Source organism: Salinibacillus aidingensis (assembly GCF_039522525.1).
In the GTDB taxonomy this organism is placed as follows: domain Bacteria; phylum Bacillota; class Bacilli; order Bacillales; family Alkalibacillaceae; genus Salinibacillus; species Salinibacillus aidingensis.
On record NZ_BAAADO010000003.1, the window covers coordinates 298,918 to 321,016 of the forward strand.

General features: G+C 36.7%; 31 protein-coding genes. All 31 read left to right on the forward strand.

Features of this window, described 5'->3' with window-relative positions:
- Window positions 1–5 precede the first annotated feature (5 nt).
- Window positions 6–740 carry an NUMOD4 domain-containing protein gene (locus ABD006_RS08310; protein ID WP_343839687.1) on the forward strand — a complete coding sequence of 245 codons (735 nt, stop codon included), beginning with the start codon at window positions 6–8 and terminating at the stop codon, window positions 738–740.
- A 305-nt stretch (window positions 741–1,045) separates the two neighbouring features.
- Entirely contained in the window at window positions 1,046–1,363 is a 318-nt protein-coding gene (locus tag ABD006_RS08315) for a hypothetical protein (RefSeq protein ID WP_343839689.1), read from the forward strand.
- Window positions 1,364–1,399: 36 nt separating this feature from the next.
- A complete protein-coding gene (locus tag ABD006_RS08320) occupies window positions 1,400–1,645 on the forward strand; it encodes a hypothetical protein (RefSeq protein WP_343839690.1) in 246 nt (81 codons plus the stop codon).
- Between the two features lie 64 nt (window positions 1,646–1,709).
- On the forward strand, window positions 1,710–1,883 hold the full coding sequence (locus tag ABD006_RS08325) for a DUF3954 domain-containing protein (protein WP_343839692.1): 174 nt from the start codon (window positions 1,710–1,712) through the stop codon (window positions 1,881–1,883).
- Window positions 1,884–1,897: 14 nt separating this feature from the next.
- Complete coding sequence (locus ABD006_RS08330; RefSeq protein WP_343839693.1) at window positions 1,898–2,248, forward strand: hypothetical protein; 351 nt, start codon at window positions 1,898–1,900, stop codon at window positions 2,246–2,248.
- A gap of 100 nt (window positions 2,249–2,348) precedes the next feature.
- On the forward strand, window positions 2,349–2,522 hold the full coding sequence (locus ABD006_RS08335; RefSeq protein WP_343839695.1) for a hypothetical protein: 174 nt from the start codon (window positions 2,349–2,351) through the stop codon (window positions 2,520–2,522).
- A 139-nt stretch (window positions 2,523–2,661) separates the two neighbouring features.
- Window positions 2,662–3,111 (forward strand): ArpU family phage packaging/lysis transcriptional regulator, encoded by a 450-nt coding sequence (locus ABD006_RS08340; protein WP_343839696.1) that lies wholly within the window; start codon window positions 2,662–2,664, stop codon window positions 3,109–3,111.
- Window positions 3,108–3,650: a site-specific integrase gene (locus tag ABD006_RS08345; protein WP_343839698.1), complete on the forward strand. Its 543-nt coding sequence runs from the start codon at window positions 3,108–3,110 to the stop codon at window positions 3,648–3,650. The genes ABD006_RS08340 and ABD006_RS08345 overlap by 4 nt, the downstream gene beginning before the upstream one ends.
- Window positions 3,651–3,860: 210 nt before the next feature.
- On the forward strand, window positions 3,861–4,730 hold the full coding sequence (locus ABD006_RS08350; RefSeq protein WP_343839700.1) for a toll/interleukin-1 receptor domain-containing protein: 870 nt from the start codon (window positions 3,861–3,863) through the stop codon (window positions 4,728–4,730).
- Window positions 4,731–4,988: 258 nt separating this feature from the next.
- Window positions 4,989–5,150, forward strand: a complete 162-nt coding sequence (locus tag ABD006_RS08355; protein ID WP_343839702.1) for a hypothetical protein — start codon at window positions 4,989–4,991, stop codon at window positions 5,148–5,150.
- Between the two features lie 387 nt (window positions 5,151–5,537).
- Window positions 5,538–6,563 carry a Kiwa anti-phage protein KwaB-like domain-containing protein gene (locus ABD006_RS08360; RefSeq protein ID WP_343839703.1) on the forward strand — a complete coding sequence of 342 codons (1,026 nt, stop codon included), beginning with the start codon at window positions 5,538–5,540 and terminating at the stop codon, window positions 6,561–6,563.
- A gap of 19 nt (window positions 6,564–6,582) precedes the next feature.
- Window positions 6,583–7,188 carry a hypothetical protein gene (locus ABD006_RS08365; RefSeq protein ID WP_343839704.1) on the forward strand — a complete coding sequence of 202 codons (606 nt, stop codon included), beginning with the start codon at window positions 6,583–6,585 and terminating at the stop codon, window positions 7,186–7,188.
- Window positions 7,189–7,243: 55 nt separating this feature from the next.
- Entirely contained in the window at window positions 7,244–7,387 is a 144-nt protein-coding gene (locus tag ABD006_RS08370; RefSeq protein WP_343839705.1) for a hypothetical protein, read from the forward strand.
- A 74-nt stretch (window positions 7,388–7,461) separates the two neighbouring features.
- Entirely contained in the window at window positions 7,462–7,785 is a 324-nt protein-coding gene (locus tag ABD006_RS08375) for an HNH endonuclease (protein WP_343839707.1), read from the forward strand.
- 3 nt (window positions 7,786–7,788) lie between these two features.
- On the forward strand, window positions 7,789–7,923 hold the full coding sequence (locus tag ABD006_RS08380; RefSeq protein ID WP_343839709.1) for a hypothetical protein: 135 nt from the start codon (window positions 7,789–7,791) through the stop codon (window positions 7,921–7,923).
- A gap of 109 nt (window positions 7,924–8,032) precedes the next feature.
- Complete coding sequence (locus tag ABD006_RS08385; protein ID WP_343839711.1) at window positions 8,033–8,362, forward strand: P27 family phage terminase small subunit; 330 nt, start codon at window positions 8,033–8,035, stop codon at window positions 8,360–8,362.
- Between the two features lies 1 nt (window position 8,363).
- Entirely contained in the window at window positions 8,364–10,013 is a 1,650-nt protein-coding gene (locus ABD006_RS08390; RefSeq protein ID WP_343839714.1) for a terminase TerL endonuclease subunit, read from the forward strand.
- Window positions 10,014–10,025: 12 nt separating this feature from the next.
- Window positions 10,026–11,156 carry a phage portal protein gene (locus tag ABD006_RS08395; protein ID WP_425542201.1) on the forward strand — a complete coding sequence of 377 codons (1,131 nt, stop codon included), beginning with the start codon at window positions 10,026–10,028 and terminating at the stop codon, window positions 11,154–11,156.
- Between the two features lie 11 nt (window positions 11,157–11,167).
- Entirely contained in the window at window positions 11,168–11,920 is a 753-nt protein-coding gene (locus tag ABD006_RS08400; RefSeq protein WP_343840291.1) for a head maturation protease, ClpP-related, read from the forward strand.
- A 20-nt stretch (window positions 11,921–11,940) separates the two neighbouring features.
- Window positions 11,941–13,137: a phage major capsid protein gene (locus tag ABD006_RS08405; protein ID WP_343839716.1), complete on the forward strand. Its 1,197-nt coding sequence runs from the start codon at window positions 11,941–11,943 to the stop codon at window positions 13,135–13,137.
- Window positions 13,138–13,195: 58 nt separating this feature from the next.
- A complete protein-coding gene (locus ABD006_RS08410) occupies window positions 13,196–13,471 on the forward strand; it encodes a phage gp6-like head-tail connector protein (protein WP_343840294.1) in 276 nt (91 codons plus the stop codon).
- A gap of 4 nt (window positions 13,472–13,475) precedes the next feature.
- Complete coding sequence (locus ABD006_RS08415; protein ID WP_343839718.1) at window positions 13,476–13,844, forward strand: phage head-tail adapter protein; 369 nt, start codon at window positions 13,476–13,478, stop codon at window positions 13,842–13,844.
- Window positions 13,841–14,233, forward strand: a complete 393-nt coding sequence (locus ABD006_RS08420; protein ID WP_343839720.1) for a hypothetical protein — start codon at window positions 13,841–13,843, stop codon at window positions 14,231–14,233. Before ABD006_RS08415 ends, ABD006_RS08420 begins: the two co-directional genes overlap by 4 nt.
- The gene (locus ABD006_RS08425; RefSeq protein ID WP_343839722.1) at window positions 14,233–14,607 is read left to right on the forward strand and encodes a hypothetical protein; all 375 of its coding nucleotides are present in this window, start codon (window positions 14,233–14,235) and stop codon (window positions 14,605–14,607) included. Before ABD006_RS08420 ends, ABD006_RS08425 begins: the two co-directional genes overlap by 1 nt.
- A gap of 35 nt (window positions 14,608–14,642) precedes the next feature.
- On the forward strand, window positions 14,643–15,317 hold the full coding sequence (locus tag ABD006_RS08430; protein ID WP_343839723.1) for a major tail protein: 675 nt from the start codon (window positions 14,643–14,645) through the stop codon (window positions 15,315–15,317).
- Window positions 15,318–15,331: 14 nt separating this feature from the next.
- Window positions 15,332–16,402 carry a hypothetical protein gene (locus tag ABD006_RS08435; RefSeq protein ID WP_343839724.1) on the forward strand — a complete coding sequence of 357 codons (1,071 nt, stop codon included), beginning with the start codon at window positions 15,332–15,334 and terminating at the stop codon, window positions 16,400–16,402.
- A gap of 40 nt (window positions 16,403–16,442) precedes the next feature.
- Window positions 16,443–16,796 carry a phage tail assembly chaperone G gene (gpG, locus tag ABD006_RS08440; protein ID WP_343839726.1) on the forward strand — a complete coding sequence of 118 codons (354 nt, stop codon included), beginning with the start codon at window positions 16,443–16,445 and terminating at the stop codon, window positions 16,794–16,796.
- Window positions 16,797–16,831: 35 nt separating this feature from the next.
- A complete protein-coding gene (gene gpGT, locus ABD006_RS08445; RefSeq protein ID WP_343839728.1) occupies window positions 16,832–16,978 on the forward strand; it encodes a phage tail assembly chaperone GT in 147 nt (48 codons plus the stop codon).
- Between the two features lie 15 nt (window positions 16,979–16,993).
- The gene (locus ABD006_RS08450) at window positions 16,994–20,278 is read left to right on the forward strand and encodes a phage tail tape measure protein (protein WP_343839730.1); all 3,285 of its coding nucleotides are present in this window, start codon (window positions 16,994–16,996) and stop codon (window positions 20,276–20,278) included.
- Window positions 20,278–21,702 carry a distal tail protein Dit gene (locus ABD006_RS08455; protein WP_343839732.1) on the forward strand — a complete coding sequence of 475 codons (1,425 nt, stop codon included), beginning with the start codon at window positions 20,278–20,280 and terminating at the stop codon, window positions 21,700–21,702. The genes ABD006_RS08450 and ABD006_RS08455 overlap by 1 nt, the downstream gene beginning before the upstream one ends.
- 16 nt (window positions 21,703–21,718) lie before the next feature.
- Entirely contained in the window at window positions 21,719–22,099 is a 381-nt protein-coding gene (locus ABD006_RS08460) for a phage tail fiber protein (RefSeq protein WP_343839733.1), read from the forward strand.

Below are 22,099 nucleotides of genomic sequence, written 5' to 3' on the forward strand. Positions count from 1 at the left end.
ATTTTATGATTCAACTTTATGACCCTAAAACCAATTTGATAACAGAGACAACGTATGATTACTTAGAAAAACTAACAGGACTCACAAGAGGATCTTTGCAATCTGCCCGTTCAAGAGGCAGGAAAATTGGAACCATAGATTGCTATATTTTAAAACCCGATACAACCGTCCAGCAACGAAAGGAATGGTACTCAAAAATCAAATATCCGGATGAACATTGGCAAGAGATTGATGGCTCTGATGGTGAGTTCTTAATTTCAAATTATGGACGTTTTAAGAGGGTTTATAAGTATACCCATAAATGGCTGCTTCCTTTTCTTAAAAAGCGCCGGGGTTATCTCATGATTAAAGTTAAATTTAAAGGAAAGTACCAGGGTTATAAGATTTCAAAATTAGTGGCTCATCACTATTTGGGTGATCCTAAGCCCGGACAAGTGCTCAGGCACAAAAACGGGATTAAAACTGATAACTTTGCCGGGAATTTAGAGTATGTATCCAACTGTGAACTAGGTGAAAAAACAGGATACTTATCCAAAAGCAAACCGGTCTTACAGTTGGACCCTGAGACGGGAAAAATCATTGGTGAGTACAGATCCGCACGTGAAGCCGGTAGGAAAACGTATATGTCTTATACAGCTGTGTTAGATGTTTGTAATGGCATGAGAGAAGCGACTGTTGATGGGTTTGTGTTTAAGTTTGCTGAAGAGTATGAGGCGTATTTGACAGAAAATACGAAGTAGCGAGGTGAAGAAATGAAAAGGAAGTCGGAAATAGAGATAGAACATTTTTACTTTCCTTTTTGGTTTCTAGGCAGAAAAATAATCATCGCTTTTGTATGGGCTAAAAATAAGGGTGATTGGTGGTATAAAGGGGATGATGAATCAACAAGACGATTCTTTTGGATTGAAAGAAGTCGAAAAAGAGATATGACGCAGAACAATTTGTACTTCGGAAGATTAGCAATGTCTTTGATGGTAGGCAATTCATAGTCCGATTAAATTGCGCAACAGACCGAAAATGTGAAGTAGTTGAAAGGGTGATAAATGTGTACTTAGATACTGTTGAATGTCCTTATTGTGAATACGAAAATGATATGACAGAAGGAACTGTTGATTTACCTGATGATAATAAATTCGACCACGAATGCGAGAATTGCGAACGTGAATTTGAAGTGCATGTAGAGTTCAACCCTTCATACAGTAGCGGAAAAATTGAGTACGTTAATTGCGAAAAGTGCGGAAATGAAACAAGAGAACCAGCTAAAAGAGGAAAGATATTTCCTTTCCCTCAATCATTGGATGAAAACGTAGTGTGTAAACATTGTTTCTACAAAGGACACAATGAGGATTTTGAAAACGAGTAATGCACATTCTGAGGAAATAATGAAAAAGGTGATGATATGGAACAGGTCGATATTTACGAATACTTTGGCTTTGAAAGTGATCCGTTATTTCAGCAGATTAAACACCTGGATAAAGGGAGTTTTATAGAATTTCAACAAGGGATTATTAGAAAAAATGAAATGGGGATTCTGGAGTTAGAAACTGAGGATATCCATGAAGCATCCAAAGATCCATTTAGGCTTTATGAAAAGATAACAGCAATCATGAATGAAGATAGCATCTATGATGATTCAAAAAAATAAAAAAGCCGAAAGCGTGGCTCCCGACTTTACTCATCCTATATCCATTATACAAGGGGGCCACACAATGAACAAGGACAAGATGAAGGCTGAGATTAGTTTGAGTGAGAACGCTGTTTATCGTGTTGTGAACGGAAAATTGGATAAAGTAGATGTACCAGGTGAGGGGTTTGGAAAGCAAGTAATTACTTGGCAGAATGGTAAGCCTAGTCATTATGAGGTTTCATATACGAAAAAGTAAAAGGGGAATGGATAATGAAACGGATTGAAAAACGGAAATCAAATATTGATGAGTTACTTGAATTGATAAGGGAAAATCCAGATTTAGAAATTGTTCCAATGGTGGATACAGACATTATTGGTAGTGATGATTTTGCTTGGTGGGTTGCAAGCTGGGGTAGTGCAAGCATCGAAGAAATTTATAATCATGACGAAAGATGTTATGTCCGTTCAAAAGATGAGGACGAGGTCGGGGAATTGATTTTTGACAGATTAGAAATGAACAATCCTTCTTGGTCAGATTCTTACTTACAGGAACAAACGGACAAAGAACTAGCTGAAGTAGAATGGGAAAAGGTTATTGCAGTTAGAATAAACTTACCTTAGGTGTTGTGTTAAACAAATTAAATAAGCTACTGGAACAACCAGGGCACAGATTGAGCGTTCGCACGCTTGGTTTGTGTCCTTTTTTATTGGAGGTGTCGATATGTTTTGGATGAGTTTATATATCTTTGTTGGAGCTGCAGTCGCTGTATTACAGGATGATCCAGAGTACATCTACGAGGACGACACTGAAGAGACCATATGCATGTTTAAGCTGCTGTTTATCACAATGATTTGGCCAGTATATCTACTTTGGAAGTTGGTGAAGAAGTTTTGAAAAATATCTATAGATGGAAAGTTAGTCCATACCGCAAGGACAGAAGGAGAGGACCTGTATCACCTGTTAAACGAAGTGAATATGTTCAATCCTTATTTAAAGAAGCTGAGAGGTTTATAAAAGGGAAGGGGAATGATTGATGCAGATCTCATTTAAATTACCTGAAATTAACCGTGAAGATACCAAAAAGGCTGTGGAAGAGGCTCTAACAAAGTATCAAATGTTTTTGCTCATGGAACCAGAAGAGATATCGCCAAAAATAACGGCATCGTTCACTTTAACGCCACCATCAAACACCAATGAATTCCACTCTAAGACAGAGGATTTAGCCGTGAAGAGACTTGATCAGGAGATTGCCAGAAAACGTTACCTGAATAAGATAAGGAAGGCCGTGAACCGGTTAGCATACAATGAACGGTCCGTTATCATTAAACGATATTTGGGAAGTGATGATGTGTTTGATTATGAAGTTTATAATGAGTTGGGATTCAGCGAACGTAAGTATTATCGCTTAAAGTCCAGGGCTTTTTATAAGCTGGCATTCATTTTAAAAATCGAGGTGTATGAAGAGCAGGTGAAACCATCATGAATTTTGTCCAACCTATAAGAGATCCTGAAGTTATAAGGGCAATCAAACAATACTTAAAGGATAAGAGTGAACGTAACTACATGCTTTTCCTAGTGGGGATAAATAGTGGACTTAGAATTTCAGATATCCTGCCTTTACGTGTTAGTGATGTGAAAAGGCCATACTTTAGTTTGCGAGAAAAGAAGACTAGAAAGCAAAAACGAATTGACATGCCTCCTTCACTTAGGAAAGAGTTAAAAGCTTATGTAGAAGGAAAGGAAGACTTTGAGTACCTCTTTAAAAGCAGAAAGGGTATTAATAAGCCAATTGGTCGGAGCATGGCTTACAAGATATTAAGAGATGCTGCAGAGTATGTTAGTCTTGATGAAATTGGTACTCATACATTAAGAAAAACCTTTGGATACCACTTTTATAGACAAACAAAGGACGTTGCTATGCTCCAGGAGATATTCAATCATTCCAGCCCTTCCATTACCTTAAAATATATTGGGATTAACCAGGACAATTTAGATAAGGCCATGAAGGAATTTAAGATATGAGCTCATCATTCATTAGATGAGCTCTTTTATTTTGACTTTTTTCGCTATGAATCTACCAATTTATCCCTTTATCTTGTACAATGAAACATAATAAGAAGGTGTGTCATTCATTTTAGGGGATTTAATTCAAGTTAAGAATATCAAGGGGTTTGAGCGTTGGCTGAATGTAACACTTTATAAGATATGGGTAATTGATAGGGGGAATAAAAAATGGATAGCAGACCTAAAGTTTTTTTATCACATTCAAAAAAAGACAAAAAGATTATTGAGAAAATAGCTAATGATTTAAGAAAATATAAAATTGATTGTTGGTTTGATGATTGGGAGATCAATCCAGGAGAATCTTTACGTAAGAAAATATTTGAAGATGGTATTCCTTCATGTGATTTGTTTTTTGTTTATTTAACAGACAACTCAATTGATTCAAGTTGGGTTAAAAGAGAATTAGACGCTTCATTTATTGAACAAAGTAGAAATAAAGGTTTTAATATTGTTACATTTGTAGACAAGGAGGAAACGAGAAAAAATGTTCCATTAGATATTGCTAGTTTGCACTTAGCTATAATTAATGATGAAGAGTATGTGGATGGTTTATTAAAACTTGTATCAAGTGCATATCAATATAAAGTTAATTCAGTGATACATAAAAAAGATTTAGCTTACGAAAACCAAATTCTTGAGCTTAAAAATGAAATAAACAATTTTAAATTTCATTTGCAAAATTTAAATAATAGTAATGAAACCTTCGACAAAGTACAAACAATTCTAGATGTGGAAACTGCAAACATTGAGGGGAATTTTGAATCAATTAATAAATTATTAAAAATTCTCTACCCTTCACTCACATCTGGTTTAACTAGTATTGGCATTACAAACATATTAATTCAAAAATTAGATTTATTTGGCTTTATTGAAGATTATCCAGAAAGACGGGAAGCAGTGGATGAACTTATTACGCCTTTGGTTTTACATTCCATAATTGACGTTGAACGTCAAACAGAACAGTTAAGTACTATGTATTATTTATCGGAATTTGGGGTTAAATATGTGAAGCACATGAATGATAATGGGTTATGGTGAGAATAATTAATGGCAGACTTTTGGCAGAAAAAAGGCAAGTAAAACACACCAAAACCGTGTTATGATGTTAGTGAGTTAAAATAATGAGTTCATCGGCCACTTATCCATAGGATGGGTGGTCCTTTTTTTTAATTGCTTACTAGATACTCGGCGCTGTTGGCTGGGTGGTTATTGTGATATATTAGGTGTAAGAATAACAAACGGCGGAGGTGAGTCTGAATTTCTACTGAAACTTTTATTTGGGGTAGTTTATTTCAGATGGGTGCATTATTATTTGTTATTGTAGCAGGGAGAGAAAACATTTTTATTCCATACGAACATCAAGGTAAAACCAAATTAAAGGTTAACAAAGGTGCTCTGATTGGACACATTATCATGTATTTTGTTGTATTTGGCGGGGTATATTTTTATTTATTTTAAACATGTCATTTTTTAAGTCGTGTTACCATGCTATTATGTGTTAAAATATTTGAGTTTAGTAGTTCTATTTCTATTTTTGATGGTGTTGAGAGCCAGACATGAGAATCCTCCTTAAGAGAATCACTTATCCACAGGGTAGGTGGTTCTTTTTTATGGTCAAGTTTTTGATACGATATTCTTAGAGCCCAGCCAGTTTCAAAAGTATAGAGGAGGAGTGTGTTGGGGATTAATTATGGATTAAGTTAATTAACATTATAATTATTATTAGTGAATATAAAGTAGGAGTTATCCGAATAAATTACATTTTGAATTTTTAATGTTTAGAAGGAAATATTCTCCTTTTGTCGAATGTTGTAAAATGAGAAGTCGACAGAGGAGGAATTAGTAATGGACATAAACAACGATAATCATATTGTGAAAAAACTAATTGCTTTAAAAGAAGAGGATTATGAAAGAGTTGCAGTTTCGGCATATTTTGTTTGTAAAGATAATAAGAAAAATGATTATTACTTTTCAAAATCAGTAGAGTTGGATGACTCAATCACAAATTTCTTAAAAGAACATATTATTAAGAAAATAAGTGAATTTATGGATGCTGAAAATAACTTCGCAGTTCAAAATTATAATCAAGAATTTAAATTAACTGGATATATTGGAAGGTTCAATACTAAATCTTACTCTCATAGTAATAAGGCAGTAACAAATTTTGAATTACTTAGAAAAGCGTTAATTGATGATGAATTGGAAAAAATACAGATATCAAATTTCCAAATAATCACTTTAACATTAGAAGATGAACAAGTTAGTTTTTGCTTTTATAGAAGTGTGAAAAAACAAGCAAAAACTAAAAAGATAGCAATATGGTCATCCGAGGAGTTTAAAGCTGTTAGCAAAGATTTAGTAGAATTTGGTGGTAATTTTTCATTTTTTATGGATGATAAAAATATTTATATAGTAGATCCGAGACATTTTGAATGGGCTTTTGATTATAAAGATCATATAACAGAAAAAAGCAGAATTAATATGGAAAGATTAACTTCAATGAGCTTCTTTTCTGATGACACAACAAAAGAAGCATTTAGGAATGCATCAAATCATCATCTACTAGTAAGAGGTATTGCTAGTATGGATGAAAACATTATTAGTGAAGTTGAAGAGCATTTTAATGATAGAGTAGATGAATTAAAAAAAATTCGAGATAAAAGGGAAAACATTAAAGATGAAGATAAATTAAAAAGATTTAAAAGTGAAATTGGTGAACTTGATGATTTGATTAATTATATTGACTTTGATAATAAAAAGGTCATTTTTAAAGAAAATGATAACCCAACACCATTGTTACATTTTTTTCAAGACAAAATAGTAGAATCTTTTTTAACTAAAAGAATAAAAGTCGCAATGAGTTTGGGTTAAATAGAAAAGAGGGAGATACATGTGGGGTAAACGAGCCCAAGGTATCCTATGGTTTGTATCTTATACACCTGTATTTATGATAGCTATTTACAGGTATTACTTCGAAGACATCGTTAAAGGAAAAAATCTTTGGAATTATAATATTCCAGAAAATTTATTGCATGTATTCTTTATTTTAATTTTATTATTCTTTTCTATTGGCATATATTATTTCATCCCAAAGTTGATGTTTCGTAACATTGAAAGAAAGATTTCGAACTATGATAAAGGGAAAGATATATATATTAAAGAATTTAAAAAACCAAGTTTAAATGATTATACTTTCTTCTTATTAACCTTAATCTTACCTTTAATTACAGTGGATTTTAAATCTATAGTGAGTCTGACTATATGTATTGCAGTAATCTTATTTATAATCTTACTATTAACTAAAATTGATTATATTATTGCGTGTCCTATATTTTTCGTCTCTAAATATAAGGTTTTTAATGTTAGTTTTGTGTTCATTACAGATAAAGAAGAAAAATATAAAACCAAAGGATTCGTAATTACGAAACATGATGATTTGTACAACAAAAAATTTAAAATTGTAAAGCTTATAAAAAATGTATACTACTTGAAGTAAAGACATCTCAAAAGAGGTGTTTTTTTATATACAAAATTTTCAGGAGTGTAATAAAATGAAAAATTTAAAATGGTATCTAAAACAGCTGTTACCATTAACCTATCGCACCCAATATGAATCCGGTGGGGAAAAATATTTCACAGTTTGGAAGATGTGGCTTGGCAAGATCTATGTTGATAGTGTTGTAGTGAAGGAATAATAAATTTAAAGGACTGGTAATGGACCATTGATAGAACGAATAGGGGCAAGCAAACTTTAAGTTGGTGATTAACCATGCAGCAATACCAAACAAAAGAACAACAGATGAAGTTTTATAAGAGTAAAGCCTGGCGACAGCTGAGGCTTTTTGTTTTGGAAAGAGATAATTACGAGTGCCAGGAATGCAAACGTAATGGATATGTAAAGCTTGCTGATAATGATAAACATAAGTCATTGGATGTGGATCACATTAAGGAGCTGGTTGATTATCCGGATCTTGCAATGGATCCCGATAATTTAGAGACACTTTGTATCAAGTGTCATAATCGCAAGCATGGCAGGTACTTAAAAGGGTTTGAGCGAAAACCGAATAAGTGGGAGCATGATGAAAGGTGGTAGAAGATGAATATTATAAATGTTTGCAAAGACTGTGGTGAGTTGGCAGAGGTGAACGAGGAAAAGAGTAATGAAAACTGGATAGTATATGACACTGAATGCAAACACTGCGGCGGTAAAGTTGAAATGAAATTTAAATAGACCCCCCGCCTAAAAATTTTGACTTATTTTTCCGACCGGGGAAACGGTGCAGGGGGCTCGACTTTCCACTTTTTTTATATAAATATCACGTGAGGGGGGGTGGGATGATGTGACAACCAAATTCAGAACCGACGTAAGCATTGATAAAATCAAGGATTATCTGATGTCGAGGATTGATACCAGCAGTCCTGTTGAGGTTGAAAAAGTTGGTAGGTATTTGAAGCATGTTGAGATGTATCGGAGGATGGAACGAACAGTCAAAAAAGAGGGGGTTTCCACCAACGTTAAAAACGGAAATCAGGAGTATATTAAATCCCACCCTCTGCTAAATGAAATGAACAAAGTTAATTCATCCATCATAAATATTGAGAAGACATTCAACTTCATCGATGAGGACGATGATGCTAAACCAAAATTCACCGCAAGCGATCTGATCTAATATGAAATTAAAAAATAAGCACGTACTGTATTATATGAACCAATACGAAGCTGGAAAAAATAAAGTCAGCAAGTATTTGGTTCTTTTATTTTCTTATTTGAAAAATCACGTCCTCAATCGAGACGATCTCTATTTTGATGAAGTCACCCATGAACGATACATCGCTTTTACTGAAAAGAATTATTTTGAGCTGCAGCCATTTCAGAAGTTTATAACAGCATTTGTCTTTTTGTACTACAAGGAAGGCAACTATCCGTTCTTTGAACAGTTCTTTTTATATATGGCCAGGGGAGCTGGTAAGAACGGTTTAATTTCATCCCTTGCTCATTTCTTTATTAGTGAGCTACATGGTATCGACAAATATAATATATCGATTGTGGCCAATAGTGAGGAACAAGCCAAAACATCCTTCAATGAAGTATATGATGCTATTGATACAGATGGTAAAGGCGGCGTGCTGCAATCGCTCTTTAAACACACAAAGTCAGAAATTAAAAGCAAGGCTAATGGAAGTGTATTAAAGTATCACACTTCAAACGCAAAAACGAAAGACAGCTTACGTGATGGTTGCGTTATCTATGATGAAGTTCATGAATATGAAGATTCAGATATTGTTGATGTGTTTTCATCTGGATTAGGAAAAGTCAGACACTCAAGAGAGTTTTTTATCACTACTGACGGATTTGTACGTGGTGGTTACCTTGACGATTTAAAAGAACGGGCAATCCGCGTACTTAAAGGTGAAGCTCCAGAGGACCATATATTTGTTTTTATGGCTTGTTTGGATGATGAAAAGGAAATGGATGATGAATCGAATTGGCAAAAGGCTAATCCGATGTTCCATAAGCCATTAAATGATTATGCTCATGAACTGTTTAGAACAGTTAAACGTCAATATATATCACTTGGTAATTCGAAGCCGTCTGCACGGATCCGTTTCATGACTAAACGGATGAACACACCAGCAACGGATTTAACAACATCAGTTGCGACATGGGAAGAGATAGAAGCTACAAACAGGCCATTCCCTGATTTGGCACACCGCACAGCCGTTGGTGGATTAGACTACGCATCTATTCGAGATTTTGCAGCTGTAGGCCTTCTTTTCAAAGTTGGTGATGACTATGTTTGGAAAACCCATTCATTCATACGGAAAGGCTTCCTGGATAACGTTCAATTAAAGCCCCCGATATATGATTGGGCTGAAGAGGGATTATTAACCATCGTTGATGAGCCTGTGATCAATATCGAGCATATCGTTGATTGGTTTGTAGAAATGAGGGAGCAATATGGGGTGAATCGAATTGTGGCTGATACATTTAGGTTGGACCTGGTTAAAACAGCTCTGGAAGCAGAAGGATTTGAATTAATTTATATTCGTAATCCTAAAGCCATACACAGTAAGCTGGCTCCTAGAGTGGAAACGATATTTGCTAATCACAATATTATATTTGGCGATAACCCGTTAATGCGCTGGTACACCAATAATGTGTACGTAAAAATCAAGAAAGACGGCAATAAAGAGTACCTGAAGAAAGATGAAGTACGTCGTAAAACAGATGGGTTCCAGGCATTTATCCATGCATTGTTCGAGGCTGATAATGTGCTGGAAGAAGAAGAGGATTTCTTCCTGGATGATATTGCTTTTTAAGGAGGTGAGGCATTGGGATTATTCGATCTATTTAAGAAACACAGTGAATTGGAACAAATGTATGATTTGGATTTAATTGAAGATACATCGGACCGTATCTATTACAAGAAACTGGCTATAGCAACATGCGTGAACTTGATTGCCAGGACCATCAGTCAGTCGGAGTTCCGGATAAAGAAAAAAGGTATAGTGCAGCATGATGAATTCTACTACAAAATGAATGTTAAACCTAATCGGAACCAGTCTGCAAGCGAATTTTGGGAAACGTTTGTATACAAATTAATTCATGATAATGAGGTATTAATTGTTAAGACAGATACCGACGACCTGCTAATCGCTGATAATTTTTATCGGAATGAATATGCCATGATGGATGATGTTTTCAAGGATGTAACAGTCAAAAACTACACATTCCGCCGGAGCTTTATAGCAAGCGATGTTATTTATCTTGAGTATAGTAATGACAATTTATCCCGGTTGGTTAATAGTCTGTATACTGACTATGGTGAACTATTTGGCAGGATGCTAGAGTTCCAAAAACACAATAATCAAATCAGGGCTACTGTTGATACTGAAAACGTTAATCCAAAGGATCCGGAAAAGCAAAGCAAAATGCAAAACTTCATTGATAATATGTATCAAGCGATCAAAAATAAAGCATTTGCTATAGTTCCACAACAAAAGGGGTTCACATATAATGAACAATCCGATAGAGCTTCATCGAGTGTGGAAGAAATAAATAAAATCACAAATGGATTTTTGGACCATGTTGCCAGGGCGCTAGGAATTCCCCCAGCTTTAGTAAGAGGGGAAATGGCAGATGTCGAGAAAAGCACACGTAATTATATGACTTTTTGTATCGATCCGTTACTTAAAAAGGTGAAGGATGAATTTAGCGGAAAGTTTATTGAGAAAAAAGACTACATGAATGGAGAACGATTGGACATTAGACGTGTTTCTTATCGTGATCTATTTGACCTTGCGTCTGCTGTTGATAAACTTGTATCTTCATCCGTGTTTACTGGAAATGAAGTGAGGGAGGCTGCTGGCCATGAAAGATCTGATGATGAATTGCTGGACAGGCATATTATCACAAAGAATTACACCGAATTAGAAAAGTTATTGGAAGGGGGTGAAAGTTAATGCCAAACGAACTGAAAGAACAGATCATGAACATGATGAACAAGAAAACAGATATACGTTTTGAAGCAGGGCAAGGAAAAGAATATTCTATGTATATTTATGGTCCAATTAGTGGATTTTCTTTTAGCAGTAGAAGTGCAGAAGGTATCCGGAGGCAACTATCAGAAGTGGATGCTGAAAAAATCCACGTGCATATTAATTCACCAGGTGGATCTGCATTTGATGGTGTAGCCATTAGTAATTTGTTGAGGAATCATAAGGCAGAAATTATTGTCCATGTTGATGGTTGGGCAGCATCAGCTGCAAGTGTTATTGCTATGGCTGGTGACAAAGTGATCATGCCCGAAAACACCATGATGATGATTCACCGTGCATCTACCATTGAGTGGGGAAATGCAGCACTCTTTGAAAAGACTGCTGCTGATTTGAGAAAAATCGACTCTGCTCTTGCTTCATCATACAAAAAGCGCTTTGTCGGAACACAAGAGGAACTAGACCAATTATTAGATGATGAATCATTTCTTACAGCAGAAGAAGCTGTTGCTTTTGGATTAGCTGATGAAGTTGGTGAAGAAATTGAAATCCAGGACCTCGAAGATTTAGATGATGATGATGACGGTGAGGAAGAATACGAAAACTTTAAAGACAAACTGGTTGCTAAATATGCAGCTCAAGCAAAACCAAATAATCAGAAACCACCAAAACAAGAGCCTACTCCTGCTGAATCAAAGCAGAATATGAGTAAGCTCTTTTTAAATTTATAGAAATAATGGAGGAATGAGAAATGACAATTAAGTTTAATAACTTTGAAGAGAAGAAAAAAGCATTTGCTGATGCTACTACAAATGGAACAGAGGAAGAACAGTCACAAGCACTTAATGAGATGCTTGAATCCTTAGCTCAAGATGTACAGTCAGACATCTTGAACCAGGTTAATACACAAATGGCTGATAATGTGGCTTTGCAATCCCGTGGCCAAAATGTATTAACTAGTGAAGAGACTAAGTTTTTTAATGCAGTTATCGAAGAAGGTGGATTTAAAGAAACTGATACGTTACCAAAGACAACTCAAGAGCGTATCTTTGAAGAAATCGTAAAAGATCATCCTCTTCTAAGTGAAATCGGCATTCAAAATTTGGGAGCAGTTACGGAATTTATTTATTCCAATGATCCATCTGGTCAAGCAGTATGGGGAGATCTATTTGAAGGAATTAAAGGTCAGTTAAATTCTACATTCCGTAAAGAAAAGATTACGCATTTAAAACTTACAGCGTTTGTACCAATCGCAAAAGATATGTTGAAACTTGGGCCTGCATGGATTGAACGTTATGTTCGTACAATTATCCGTGAAGCTATGCGAGCAGGGTTAGAACGTGGTTACGTTGCCGGTCGAGGTGCAGCACAAAGTGAACCTATCGGACTACTAAAACATGTTGATACAGAAACTGGAGCTGTAACTGATAAGACAGCTGTAGGAACCCTAACTTTTGAGCCTGGTCGAACAGTCATCAACGAATTAAAAGGTGTGGTGAAAAAGCTTGCAGAAAAATTAAAATCAGATGGAACTGTAGCGGATCATCCTCGTAAGGTTGCTGGAAAAATCGTCATGGTTACAAACCCATTTGACACGTTCGATATCCAGGCTAACGCAACGGTCCAAAACGCAAATGGAGTTTATGTTACAAACTTACCTTTCAATCCAATCATGACAGAATCTGTTTTTGTACCTGAAGGCAAAGTACTATTCTTTGTTAAGGGAGAATACATTGCTGCTGTTGGTGGCGGTGTACAAACTAACCGTTATAAAGAGACCCTGGCTTTAGAGGATGCTGATGTATTTATCGCTAAGCAGTATGCAACTGGTAAGCCAAAAGATAATAACGCTGCACAGGTTTATAACCTTGATCTATATGGTACGACAACAACAACTACTTCAAGCACAACAACAACAAGTACAACTAGCACAACCACTACAGCATAATGAGGTGATGTGATTGCAGGAAATTACAACGACATTTTTAGAAGAGTTCAAAAGTCGGATGCATATCACACACAGCGGAGAGGACAGCAATTTAAAAAGATTGTTGTCCTTTTCTGTTTCTGCTCTTAAAAGCCAATGCGGTGAGTTTGATATTTATGGCAATACCGAAACTGATAACAGAGCAAAAGAGCTTGTGTTTGAGCGTGCTCGATACGCTTATAATGATGCCGTCGAATATTTCGAGAATAATTTTTTAAGTGAAATCACCAGTTTAGGAATTGACCTAATACCTAGCACTACAACGACAACAACAACCACAACTTCTGGAGGTTGATGATGTGAGGAAATTTGAATATAAACCACCTCGAGTTCATTCTGGTGAATTAAGGACACCTGTTACATTTTATGAGTATGTGCCCAAAGAAGGTCCTTATCCAGGCGAGAAAGTGAAGAAAGTACTTTATAATGCCTGGGCTAAAATTGATGAGATTTGGTTAAGAGATGTGGAACTGGCTAAATCAAACGGAACCTTATCTGATATAACTATCATTATTAGAGACCCACAAGGAGACTATATTCCTACCAATAAGCACTATGTTGAAATCGATGCTCCGGAGTATAAAAATAAACATTATAACGTTACACAAGCTCAACCTGATATGCAGAATAGAGACTTTGTGAACGTCATTGCGGAGCTGACATCATGAGTGTTGAAGTTAATGGATTAGACAGGTTGCTAAAGGATTTGGAAAATAGGTTCGGCCAGGAACAGATGCAACGAATAAGTGATAAAGCTTTAAATGATGCAGCAGATGTATATGTCCGGGAATTAAAAAGTCAGTTTAAACCTTGGGCTGATACGGGAGCATCTATTGAAGAAATAACATTGAGTAAACCATATTGGGAAAACGGGGCACGAACGATCAAAGTATATTGGAAGGGACCTAATGATCGTTATCGCATCATTCATCTAAATGAGTTTGGAACAGTCAAAAACCCTAATCCAGACGGTAAAGGTGCTATTGCGCGTTCTTTGCGCAATTCCGAAAAAGCATATCATAACGCAATCCGCCGAGCAGTAGAAAGGGGGATGTGATGTTAGATCAAATTTATGAAGCTTTAATTGCTGATACATTAATCAATCAAAAAGCAGCTGGACGAATAAAGTTTTATGAATATCCCGAGACCAGCAGCATGACTGATACACACATCATCATAGACCCCTTAGATACACCTAGACCCAGTGATTATGCAGACAACAAATGGCTGACGGAAGATTTTATGTATCAAATCGAAGTGTGGTCTAAAAGCATAACAGATCGTGATGCTATCGCTAAACGAATCCAGCATATCATGTGGGATTTGAACTTTTTCAATGATGGCGGCGGTGTTGATGAATGGGATAAGGATTTAAATATATACCGTGACGCCAGGAGGTATCGCGGAAAAACTTATGTAGACACTGTTTAGAATGTCTATTTATTTTTTTATGAGGAGGAAAAGTTATGAATAAAGAAAAGCTGTTAAAGTTAAATTTGCAGTACTTTGCAGGAGAAGAAAAAAACTACAAAGCGTCAACGGGTGTAGATGAATTTTATTATGGAGTGTTAGACGAAAAAACAAATACTGTTAGTTCAATTAACCATGTGAAGTTTTTACAAGACATCGAAGTGGCCATGACATCGGAAATTGCACGAGCACATGGAGATAACAAGGTCGCTGAATTAGGAGTGTCACAAGGACCTGTAACCGTAAGCGGTAATTTTCATTCGATTCCTCAATCAGACAAAGATACATTGCTGGGGTTAGAGGTCTCTACAAATGGGTTATCTGCTCACGGAAGCACAGACAATCCTCCATACGTAGTGGTTGTTTTTGCTAAAACATATGAAGATGGATCTAAGGAATACGTTGGATTACCAAAAGGCAAATTCTTAAAGACTAGTATTTCCGGCCAATCAAAGCAGGGTTCTACAACGTTTAGTCAAGATCCGATTAGTGCGGAATTCATGGATCGAGAAGTTACAGGATTTAAAGAAGAAAAATCTGTGGTAACCGGTAGAGATGCAAAGGCAGAAAATACTAAACGTGATGCACTTTTCCAAGCAGTATTTGGTCAAGCATATCCAAGTACCACAACAACTACTTCTAGTACCACTACAACCACAACGGTTGCGTAAAGAGGTAATGTATTATGAAGTATATCCTATGTCAACCAGCCATTAAACGCTTTGAGTGGGAATTAGAAGTTTGTATAACCAGACTACAAAATTTAGGCATCCGGAACATTGTTCTGCTGTTTACACGGCAGGACGACCGGGTGCCTATTTATTTGGAAGAAAACTATGGTGTGGAAACGCATGTATACAACGATGATCGTACTGACAAAAGTTATATTCCGTCTGTTAAGCCATACTTATGGATGAAGTACCTGGAAGAGGATGCTTCAAGAGAAAATGATACTTATTTTTATTTGGATAGCGATGTGCTGATGAGAGATGTTCCGGATGTAAAACCAACAGAGACGACCTGGTATGCATCAGCTTGTGAAAGCTATTTGAGCGTTGATTATATCGACAGTAAAGGTCAGGATTTATTAGAGCGAATGTGTGAAGTCATAGGTATTGATGCTGCACTCATTCGTGAAAAGAATCCGATAGGTGGAGCTCAGTGGATTATCAAAAATCCAACATATGAATATTGGAAAAAGGTGTACGAGGATTCGGTCAAGCTTTACCAATTTTTAAATTCCGTGGAGGGTGAATATGTCCGAAAAAATGATACAAATTATACGCCGATTCAAAAATGGACAGCTGAAATGTGGGCTCAACTTTGGAATGTATATCATTTTGGAAAGACAGTTAAGACCTCCACCGAATTAGATTTTTCTTGGCCGACAGACCCGATTGAATTATATCATCAAACTAAAATATTCCACAATGCCGGTGTCATTAATGACCATCAGAATCTATTTTTCAAAGGGAAGTACGTGAATAACACACCTTTCAGAGATTCATTTGAACATATAGATAAAAGTAAAGCATCAATTGAATATGTGAAAGCTATTAAGGAGGTGCGACAAATGGATAAATATGAAGTTATTGCCGGATTCCGTGACAAAGAAACTGATAAAGAGTATTTTGTTGGCGACAAGTTTCCAAAGCCTGCAAATAAAAAAGTGAAGAAAGAACGTATCGAGGAATTGATGTCCTCCAATAACAATGCTGGGAAACCATTAATCAAAGAAGTGAAAGAGCAGGAATAACGAACCTGCTCTTTTTAATAAATAAGGGGAGGTCAGATACATGGCTGATATGAAACGCAATATGATAGAGCTTGTTAAAGAAGTGAAACAAGGAGAGCTAGTAACCGAAAAATATTTAACCCCACTTTTTATCCCAATGAGAAAAGTTTATGAAGCAGTTGATATGCTTGAGTATATTCAAATGTCTGCCGGCACATCAGAGGCCGAAAAGGAATTAATTGATAAATTATTAATATTTGTTGTGGATTTATATGACAATCAATTTACAAAAGATGAATTGTTTAATGGCCTACACGGCCCTGGTGCCGTAAAAAAATTGCAGGAACAAGTTATTTTTGTTGCGCGAGGTGTCCAGGACGAAGATACAAAAAAGTATCTAGCGACAGCGAGGTAGGTGATGTCTATACACCAAAACAACAGAAACAGGATATGGATGGATTGATTCTGAGAATGATGAAAAGCGGAAAGGACATTAACGAAATCCTTAACATGCCTTATTATTTTGTTGCTCAATTGTTTAAAAACGAAAATAAACCCGAAAAGAAAACCTCATTAATTGCTGCATTTGGTGGATAGAAGGGAGGGTAAACAATGGCGCGAAGAGTTGAAGGGTTATCCATCGATCTTGATTTAAATACCCAAGCCTTAAACCGAGGATTAAAAGGTGCTAAAGATAGCCTGAAAACCGTTAACAGTGAAATGAAAGCCAATATGTCTGCTTTTGACCGTGCTGATCAATCCGTTGAAAAATACGAAACACGGATTCAGGGTTTAAATAAAAAGTTAAAAGCTCAAGAACGAGTGACATCTGAAGCACGTAAAGAATATGATCGAATGATTGAAAAGCACGGGGAAGGTTCTAAAGAGGCAGAAAAAGCAGCTAGAGAGTATAACAAGCAAGCGGCTTCATTAAATAACCTGGACCGATATGTGAACAATGCAACAGAAGAATTAGAGCAAATGCGTCAGGAACAACGTCGAGCTGAGTCCCGTTTAGGTAAATTATCTAGTGGACTGGACACCTTTTCAGGAAATCTTGATAATGCTGGGCAAAAAATGACCAATTTTGGACAAACCATGTCTGCGAGTGTAACAGCTCCTATTGTTGGTTTGGGAGCAATGGCAGTGGAATCTACAAGAGATTTTCGCGTTAATATTGCTCGTCTTGAAACAAACGCAAAGGAAGCCGGTCTTGGCGTGGATGTGCTGCACAAATCTATGAAAGACTTGAATGGCATTACTGGCGAAACAGATTCAAACGTTGAAGCCCTCTCTAATCTTATGGCAACGGATATGAACAGTAATCAGCTGCAACAAGCTGTGGATGATTTGTCTGGTGCTGTCGTCAAATTCCCGGATACGTTAAAAATAGAAAGTTTGGCTGATGGTTTACAAGAAACAGTAGCCACAGGTAAGGCTGTTGGACCATTTGCTGAGCTATTAGAACGTATGGGCGTTGACTTAGAAACGTTTGATGAAGGTTTAGCTGAAGCGAAGGAAAGTGGAGATGAGCTTAATTATGCTCTGAACGAATTAAATAATTTAGATTTATCCAAAGTGAACAAAGAGTTTCGGGAAACGAATAAATCGTTGGTTGAAGCCAGGGAAGAACAATATGACTTCCAGGAATCCTTTGCAGAATTAGGAGAAAAATTAGAGCCTATTGCTACTGAGTTAACAGAACGCGTGACCGATATTGTAGATGCCTTTAATGAATTGGAACCTGAAACACAAGATAACATTATCAAGTTTGCTGGACTTGCCGCAGCTGCTGGACCTGCAGGAATTGCTTTGGGCGGTGTAACGACTACTTTTAGTAATTTATCAAAAGGCGCAAGCAAGCTCACTGATATGCTAGGCAGGGGTAGCACCGGTGGAAGAGGATTGCTCGGGCGAATTATGAGTCTAAGCCGTGGTGGTGTCGTTGGTCTTGCTATTGGCGGTGTTGCTGGGTTAGGTCTCGCCATTAACGGATTTATCAAAAAAACTAATGAGGCCGAAGAAGTAAATCTTGATTTTGCTAAATCTATGAGTGATCAAGCAGCTAACCTTGAAAAGAATGTTGCTACATTTGAACGTTTATCCGATAAGGCAAATGTAAGTAATGATGAACTGGCTCGATTGAATGACTTGAACAAGCGTATTTCTGAATCAAGTAATCCAGGTGAAATTAATGAGCTGCAAAAACAATACAATAACCTTGCTCGAGAATCAGGATTATCAAAAGAAGAACTACAAAATTTATTTGATGCCAACAAAGATATTATTGAACAGTCTCCAGACGTTCAAACGTCTATATCAGAAACGGGTAATAAGTTTGTTGAAAGTACTGAAAAAGTAAAAGAATATATTGATAAAATAAGAGATTATTCTGAAACAGAGCTTGAAATTGAACGCGCCAAACTATTAGATCAGCAACAGGAAGCTTTGGATACTTTGACTAAAAAGAAAAAAGAACAACAAGCAATAGATACTCGTATCAACAATATATTAGATGCTAGGGAAATGACTAATGAAGAAATAACAAAAAGCATGGGTGAAATTGAGGAAAAGCTTCGTGATAGTAAACTTTCGGAACAAGAGTGGAATGAGCTAAAGCAAAAACAAATAGACCTTGCTGATGTGAAGAATGGCAAGGAAATTGATCTTCTTGAAGAGTTGCAGAATCAAAGGAAGGAAATTAAGAAAAATATTGATCAAGAACAAGAAAAGATTGATAAATTACAAGCAACAAACCAGCAACTGGCAAACATCTATTTAAAAAATGTCGGCATCAATGAAGAAGGCGAAAAAGGATTAAAAGCTCTTGATAAATCCATTGAGAAAAATAAAGAGGAAATACTAAAACTTCAGGAAAAACGAAATGAAAAAGGTAAACTAACACAAGAAGAACAGAAAAGGTTAGAGAAATTAAGAGACACAACGGCCGAACAAGAAGAACAAAAACTAAAAATCTTTGAAGAACTCGGCATCTATAAAAATATCAATTCTTTATTAGATGCAAAATTATCAACTTTATCCAAAGAAGAAGAGCAAAAAATCATAAATCTAGCCAGAACAAGAGATATCAAAGTGGAAGAAGGAAACATCCTTCAACAACTTCAAAAAAAGAACGATAAACTTTTGGAAGAAAGAAATAACCTTATAAAAAATCTGGAAAAACAAGGTGCTACTAAGTATGAGATTCGTGAACAGGTTTCTGAATTAGATAAAAAAATACTGAAAAATGATAACGTCATTAAAGAAATTCTTAAAGAAACTGGGCTATGGGAACAGGTCAAAGATGAGATTAATTTAGGCCGAAATGCTATTGATAAACAGTCAGAGGGAATTGACAATGTAAAGGATAATATTAGGGACTCAATCGGATTGGCCGGCGATCTTAATGATAAACTTTCTGAACCAGTTTGGAAAACAGTATCCTTACAATATTCCAATACCGATGGTCCTCCACAAGGTCATCACGTACCAGTCGGATACGCAGTAGGTACAAATTTTCATCCAGGTGGTGTGTCTTGGCTTGGCGAAGAAGGACCTGAATTAGTTGAACATAATAACAAGTGGTCATTAGCTGGGTTTGGTCTTTTTGATGTTCCTCGAGGAGCTCACGTTTATACAAATGATGAGTCCAAAAAAATCCTTAGTGCTTTAAACAATATACCTGGGCATGCTGAAGGAGTTAGTCCAACTGGGGAAGTTGACCGTATTATTGGGCAGTTGAATAATCAATCACCTGCAACAAGTGAATCTGTTGTTTATATAACAATGGTTAATGAGATTAACGGAAGAGAATTAAGTCGTCAAACCTTTGAATATGACTTGGAATTCCAGAAACAAAAAGAAATGAGAGATATGAGAGCAAGGGGGATGGAATGATGGGTGCGACATATAGAGGTAAACACTCAAGTGATTTTGGCTTAGCTGTACAAACAAACCCACATATTCTCCCTGATTTTAGTTTGAGGACGACAAATATTCCTGGTATGCCTGGTGCTCACTATCAGGGCAACGAATATGGCATGAGACGAATCCCTATTACAATTGGCTTTATTGGCAAGGACGTACAAGACTATGAATCTCGTTTACGTGCACTGGCGGATTGGCTACGTCCAGACTTAGGACCTGGCGTTTATGTATCGGACAACGAACCAGATAAATTTAACTATGCGGTATTACAAAGTGTTAGTTTTGGGAGATTTAGAAGAATCGCAGAAATGGGTGAAGGAGATCTTGTTTTAGTTTGTCCTGACCCATTCGCTTATGAATCCAAAGAACAAAGTAAGGCTTTACCAGCAAACATCGTGTATGACGGTACAGCTGATACTTATCCAATCATTACAGCAAGATTCAACCAGCCGACTACCCACTTATCAATCATGAATGGTGACCAATCTATTGATTTAGGGAAACCTGATAAAGTTACGGAAACGGCTGTAGCTCCTGAAACTTTAGTGCTGCACGATACGATGGAAGATACCTCACTCTGGCAAACAGCAACCGAAGTAGACAACGGTTCTGTGACAGGTAGTATGACCGATGCAGACGGCCCCGGTTTTTCGGTGTCAGATTATGGCACTGTGATTACGCCTCATGAATTCCAGGGCCCTTCTTTACAAAGAGCCATTGGCGCTTCATTACAAGACTTTTATGCGGATATACTTGTACACCAATTTAATTTATCCGGAAACACAGGCATTATCGAGATTTATTTCCGAGACGCAAACGGCAACAACATTGCCAAATTTGGTTTTGGTGACAGTCATATTGGATTCCAGAAAAATGAAGGTGTGCTTCAGTTAGGTGGTACAAGTGGCGTTCGGAATCCATTAGAACCAGATGATCGTAGCGAATGGAATAATTTTAACGGAATTATCCGTGTACGCAGATGGAATAATCGTTGGCTGGCTTATTTGGCGCAAAGGGACGAAAACGGGAATTACAGAGGAGAAAAGAGTGTATCTTACTTAGAACCTATTTACACCACACCTGTCGACACGATTCAAGTGGCTATACGTAAATGGGGCGATACTACACCAAATGACCAGGGGATAAGCGAAATTAGAGTTTATCAACTTAATGATACATCGGGGGCAAATGAGGTGCCGGAAATTGCTGTTGCTGGGGATGAAATCACAGTGGATACAGCTACCGGTGATGTAAGAAAAAATGGTGAACCCAGAATGGATTTAGTCGGGTTATCTACGGATTTCTGGGCTTTAGAACAGGGAGAGAATATTATTGATGTGCAACCTTCAGGGGTTGCTGATTTAAGTATGAAATATCGAAATCGTTATCTATAAGAAAGGAGTGCTGATATTGTCATTCAGTAATTATCTTGAACAGAAAGTATTAAACGATAATCTTGTTAACGCTACGGTCTACCTAGCGTTATTTACTTCTGCACCCGGAGAAGATGGAACAGGAACAGAGGTGAGTGGAGGGGGATATTCCAGGCAACCTATTACTTTTGGCGCACCAACTGATGATGGAGCAGGTTCTATGCAAACGTCTAATAGTGCAGCTGTTGAGTTTCCTATCGCCTCAGCTGACTGGGGTATTATTACTCATATGGGTTTATATGATGCTGAAACTGGCGGGAACTTACTAGATTTTGGCTCTTTAAATTCCACAGCAAATATACAAGAGAATAACCAGTTTTTAATTAATGTCGGTGATTATACGGTTAAAATTAACTAA

Coding starts and splice junctions, on each gene's coding strand:
- ABD006_RS08355 (WP_343839702.1), top strand. CDS start 4,989: ATGGGTGCATTATTATTTGTTATTGTAGCAGGGAGAGAAAACATTTTT.
- gpG (WP_343839726.1), top strand. CDS start 16,443: ATGGCTGATATGAAACGCAATATGATAGAGCTTGTTAAAGAAGTGAAA.
- ABD006_RS08375 (WP_343839707.1), top strand. CDS start 7,462: ATGCAGCAATACCAAACAAAAGAACAACAGATGAAGTTTTATAAGAGT.
- ABD006_RS08350 (WP_343839700.1), top strand. CDS start 3,861: ATGGATAGCAGACCTAAAGTTTTTTTATCACATTCAAAAAAAGACAAA.
- ABD006_RS08360 (WP_343839703.1), top strand. CDS start 5,538: ATGGACATAAACAACGATAATCATATTGTGAAAAAACTAATTGCTTTA.
- ABD006_RS08455 (WP_343839732.1), top strand. CDS start 20,278: ATGGGTGCGACATATAGAGGTAAACACTCAAGTGATTTTGGCTTAGCT.
- ABD006_RS08435 (WP_343839724.1), top strand. CDS start 15,332: ATGAAGTATATCCTATGTCAACCAGCCATTAAACGCTTTGAGTGGGAA.
- ABD006_RS08425 (WP_343839722.1), top strand. CDS start 14,233: ATGTTAGATCAAATTTATGAAGCTTTAATTGCTGATACATTAATCAAT.
- ABD006_RS08325 (WP_343839692.1), top strand. CDS start 1,710: ATGAACAAGGACAAGATGAAGGCTGAGATTAGTTTGAGTGAGAACGCT.
- ABD006_RS08310 (WP_343839687.1), top strand. CDS start 6: ATGATTCAACTTTATGACCCTAAAACCAATTTGATAACAGAGACAACG.
- ABD006_RS08450 (WP_343839730.1), top strand. CDS start 16,994: ATGGCGCGAAGAGTTGAAGGGTTATCCATCGATCTTGATTTAAATACC.
- ABD006_RS08430 (WP_343839723.1), top strand. CDS start 14,643: ATGAATAAAGAAAAGCTGTTAAAGTTAAATTTGCAGTACTTTGCAGGA.
- ABD006_RS08380 (WP_343839709.1), top strand. CDS start 7,789: ATGAATATTATAAATGTTTGCAAAGACTGTGGTGAGTTGGCAGAGGTG.
- ABD006_RS08420 (WP_343839720.1), top strand. CDS start 13,841: ATGAGTGTTGAAGTTAATGGATTAGACAGGTTGCTAAAGGATTTGGAA.
- ABD006_RS08405 (WP_343839716.1), top strand. CDS start 11,941: ATGACAATTAAGTTTAATAACTTTGAAGAGAAGAAAAAAGCATTTGCT.
- ABD006_RS08345 (WP_343839698.1), top strand. CDS start 3,108: ATGAATTTTGTCCAACCTATAAGAGATCCTGAAGTTATAAGGGCAATC.
- ABD006_RS08365 (WP_343839704.1), top strand. CDS start 6,583: ATGTGGGGTAAACGAGCCCAAGGTATCCTATGGTTTGTATCTTATACA.
- ABD006_RS08335 (WP_343839695.1), top strand. CDS start 2,349: ATGTTTTGGATGAGTTTATATATCTTTGTTGGAGCTGCAGTCGCTGTA.
- ABD006_RS08410 (WP_343840294.1), top strand. CDS start 13,196: ATGCATATCACACACAGCGGAGAGGACAGCAATTTAAAAAGATTGTTG.
- ABD006_RS08320 (WP_343839690.1), top strand. CDS start 1,400: ATGGAACAGGTCGATATTTACGAATACTTTGGCTTTGAAAGTGATCCG.
- ABD006_RS08370 (WP_343839705.1), top strand. CDS start 7,244: ATGAAAAATTTAAAATGGTATCTAAAACAGCTGTTACCATTAACCTAT.
- ABD006_RS08330 (WP_343839693.1), top strand. CDS start 1,898: ATGAAACGGATTGAAAAACGGAAATCAAATATTGATGAGTTACTTGAA.
- ABD006_RS08340 (WP_343839696.1), top strand. CDS start 2,662: ATGCAGATCTCATTTAAATTACCTGAAATTAACCGTGAAGATACCAAA.
- ABD006_RS08390 (WP_343839714.1), top strand. CDS start 8,364: ATGAAATTAAAAAATAAGCACGTACTGTATTATATGAACCAATACGAA.
- gpGT (WP_343839728.1), top strand. CDS start 16,832: ATGGATGGATTGATTCTGAGAATGATGAAAAGCGGAAAGGACATTAAC.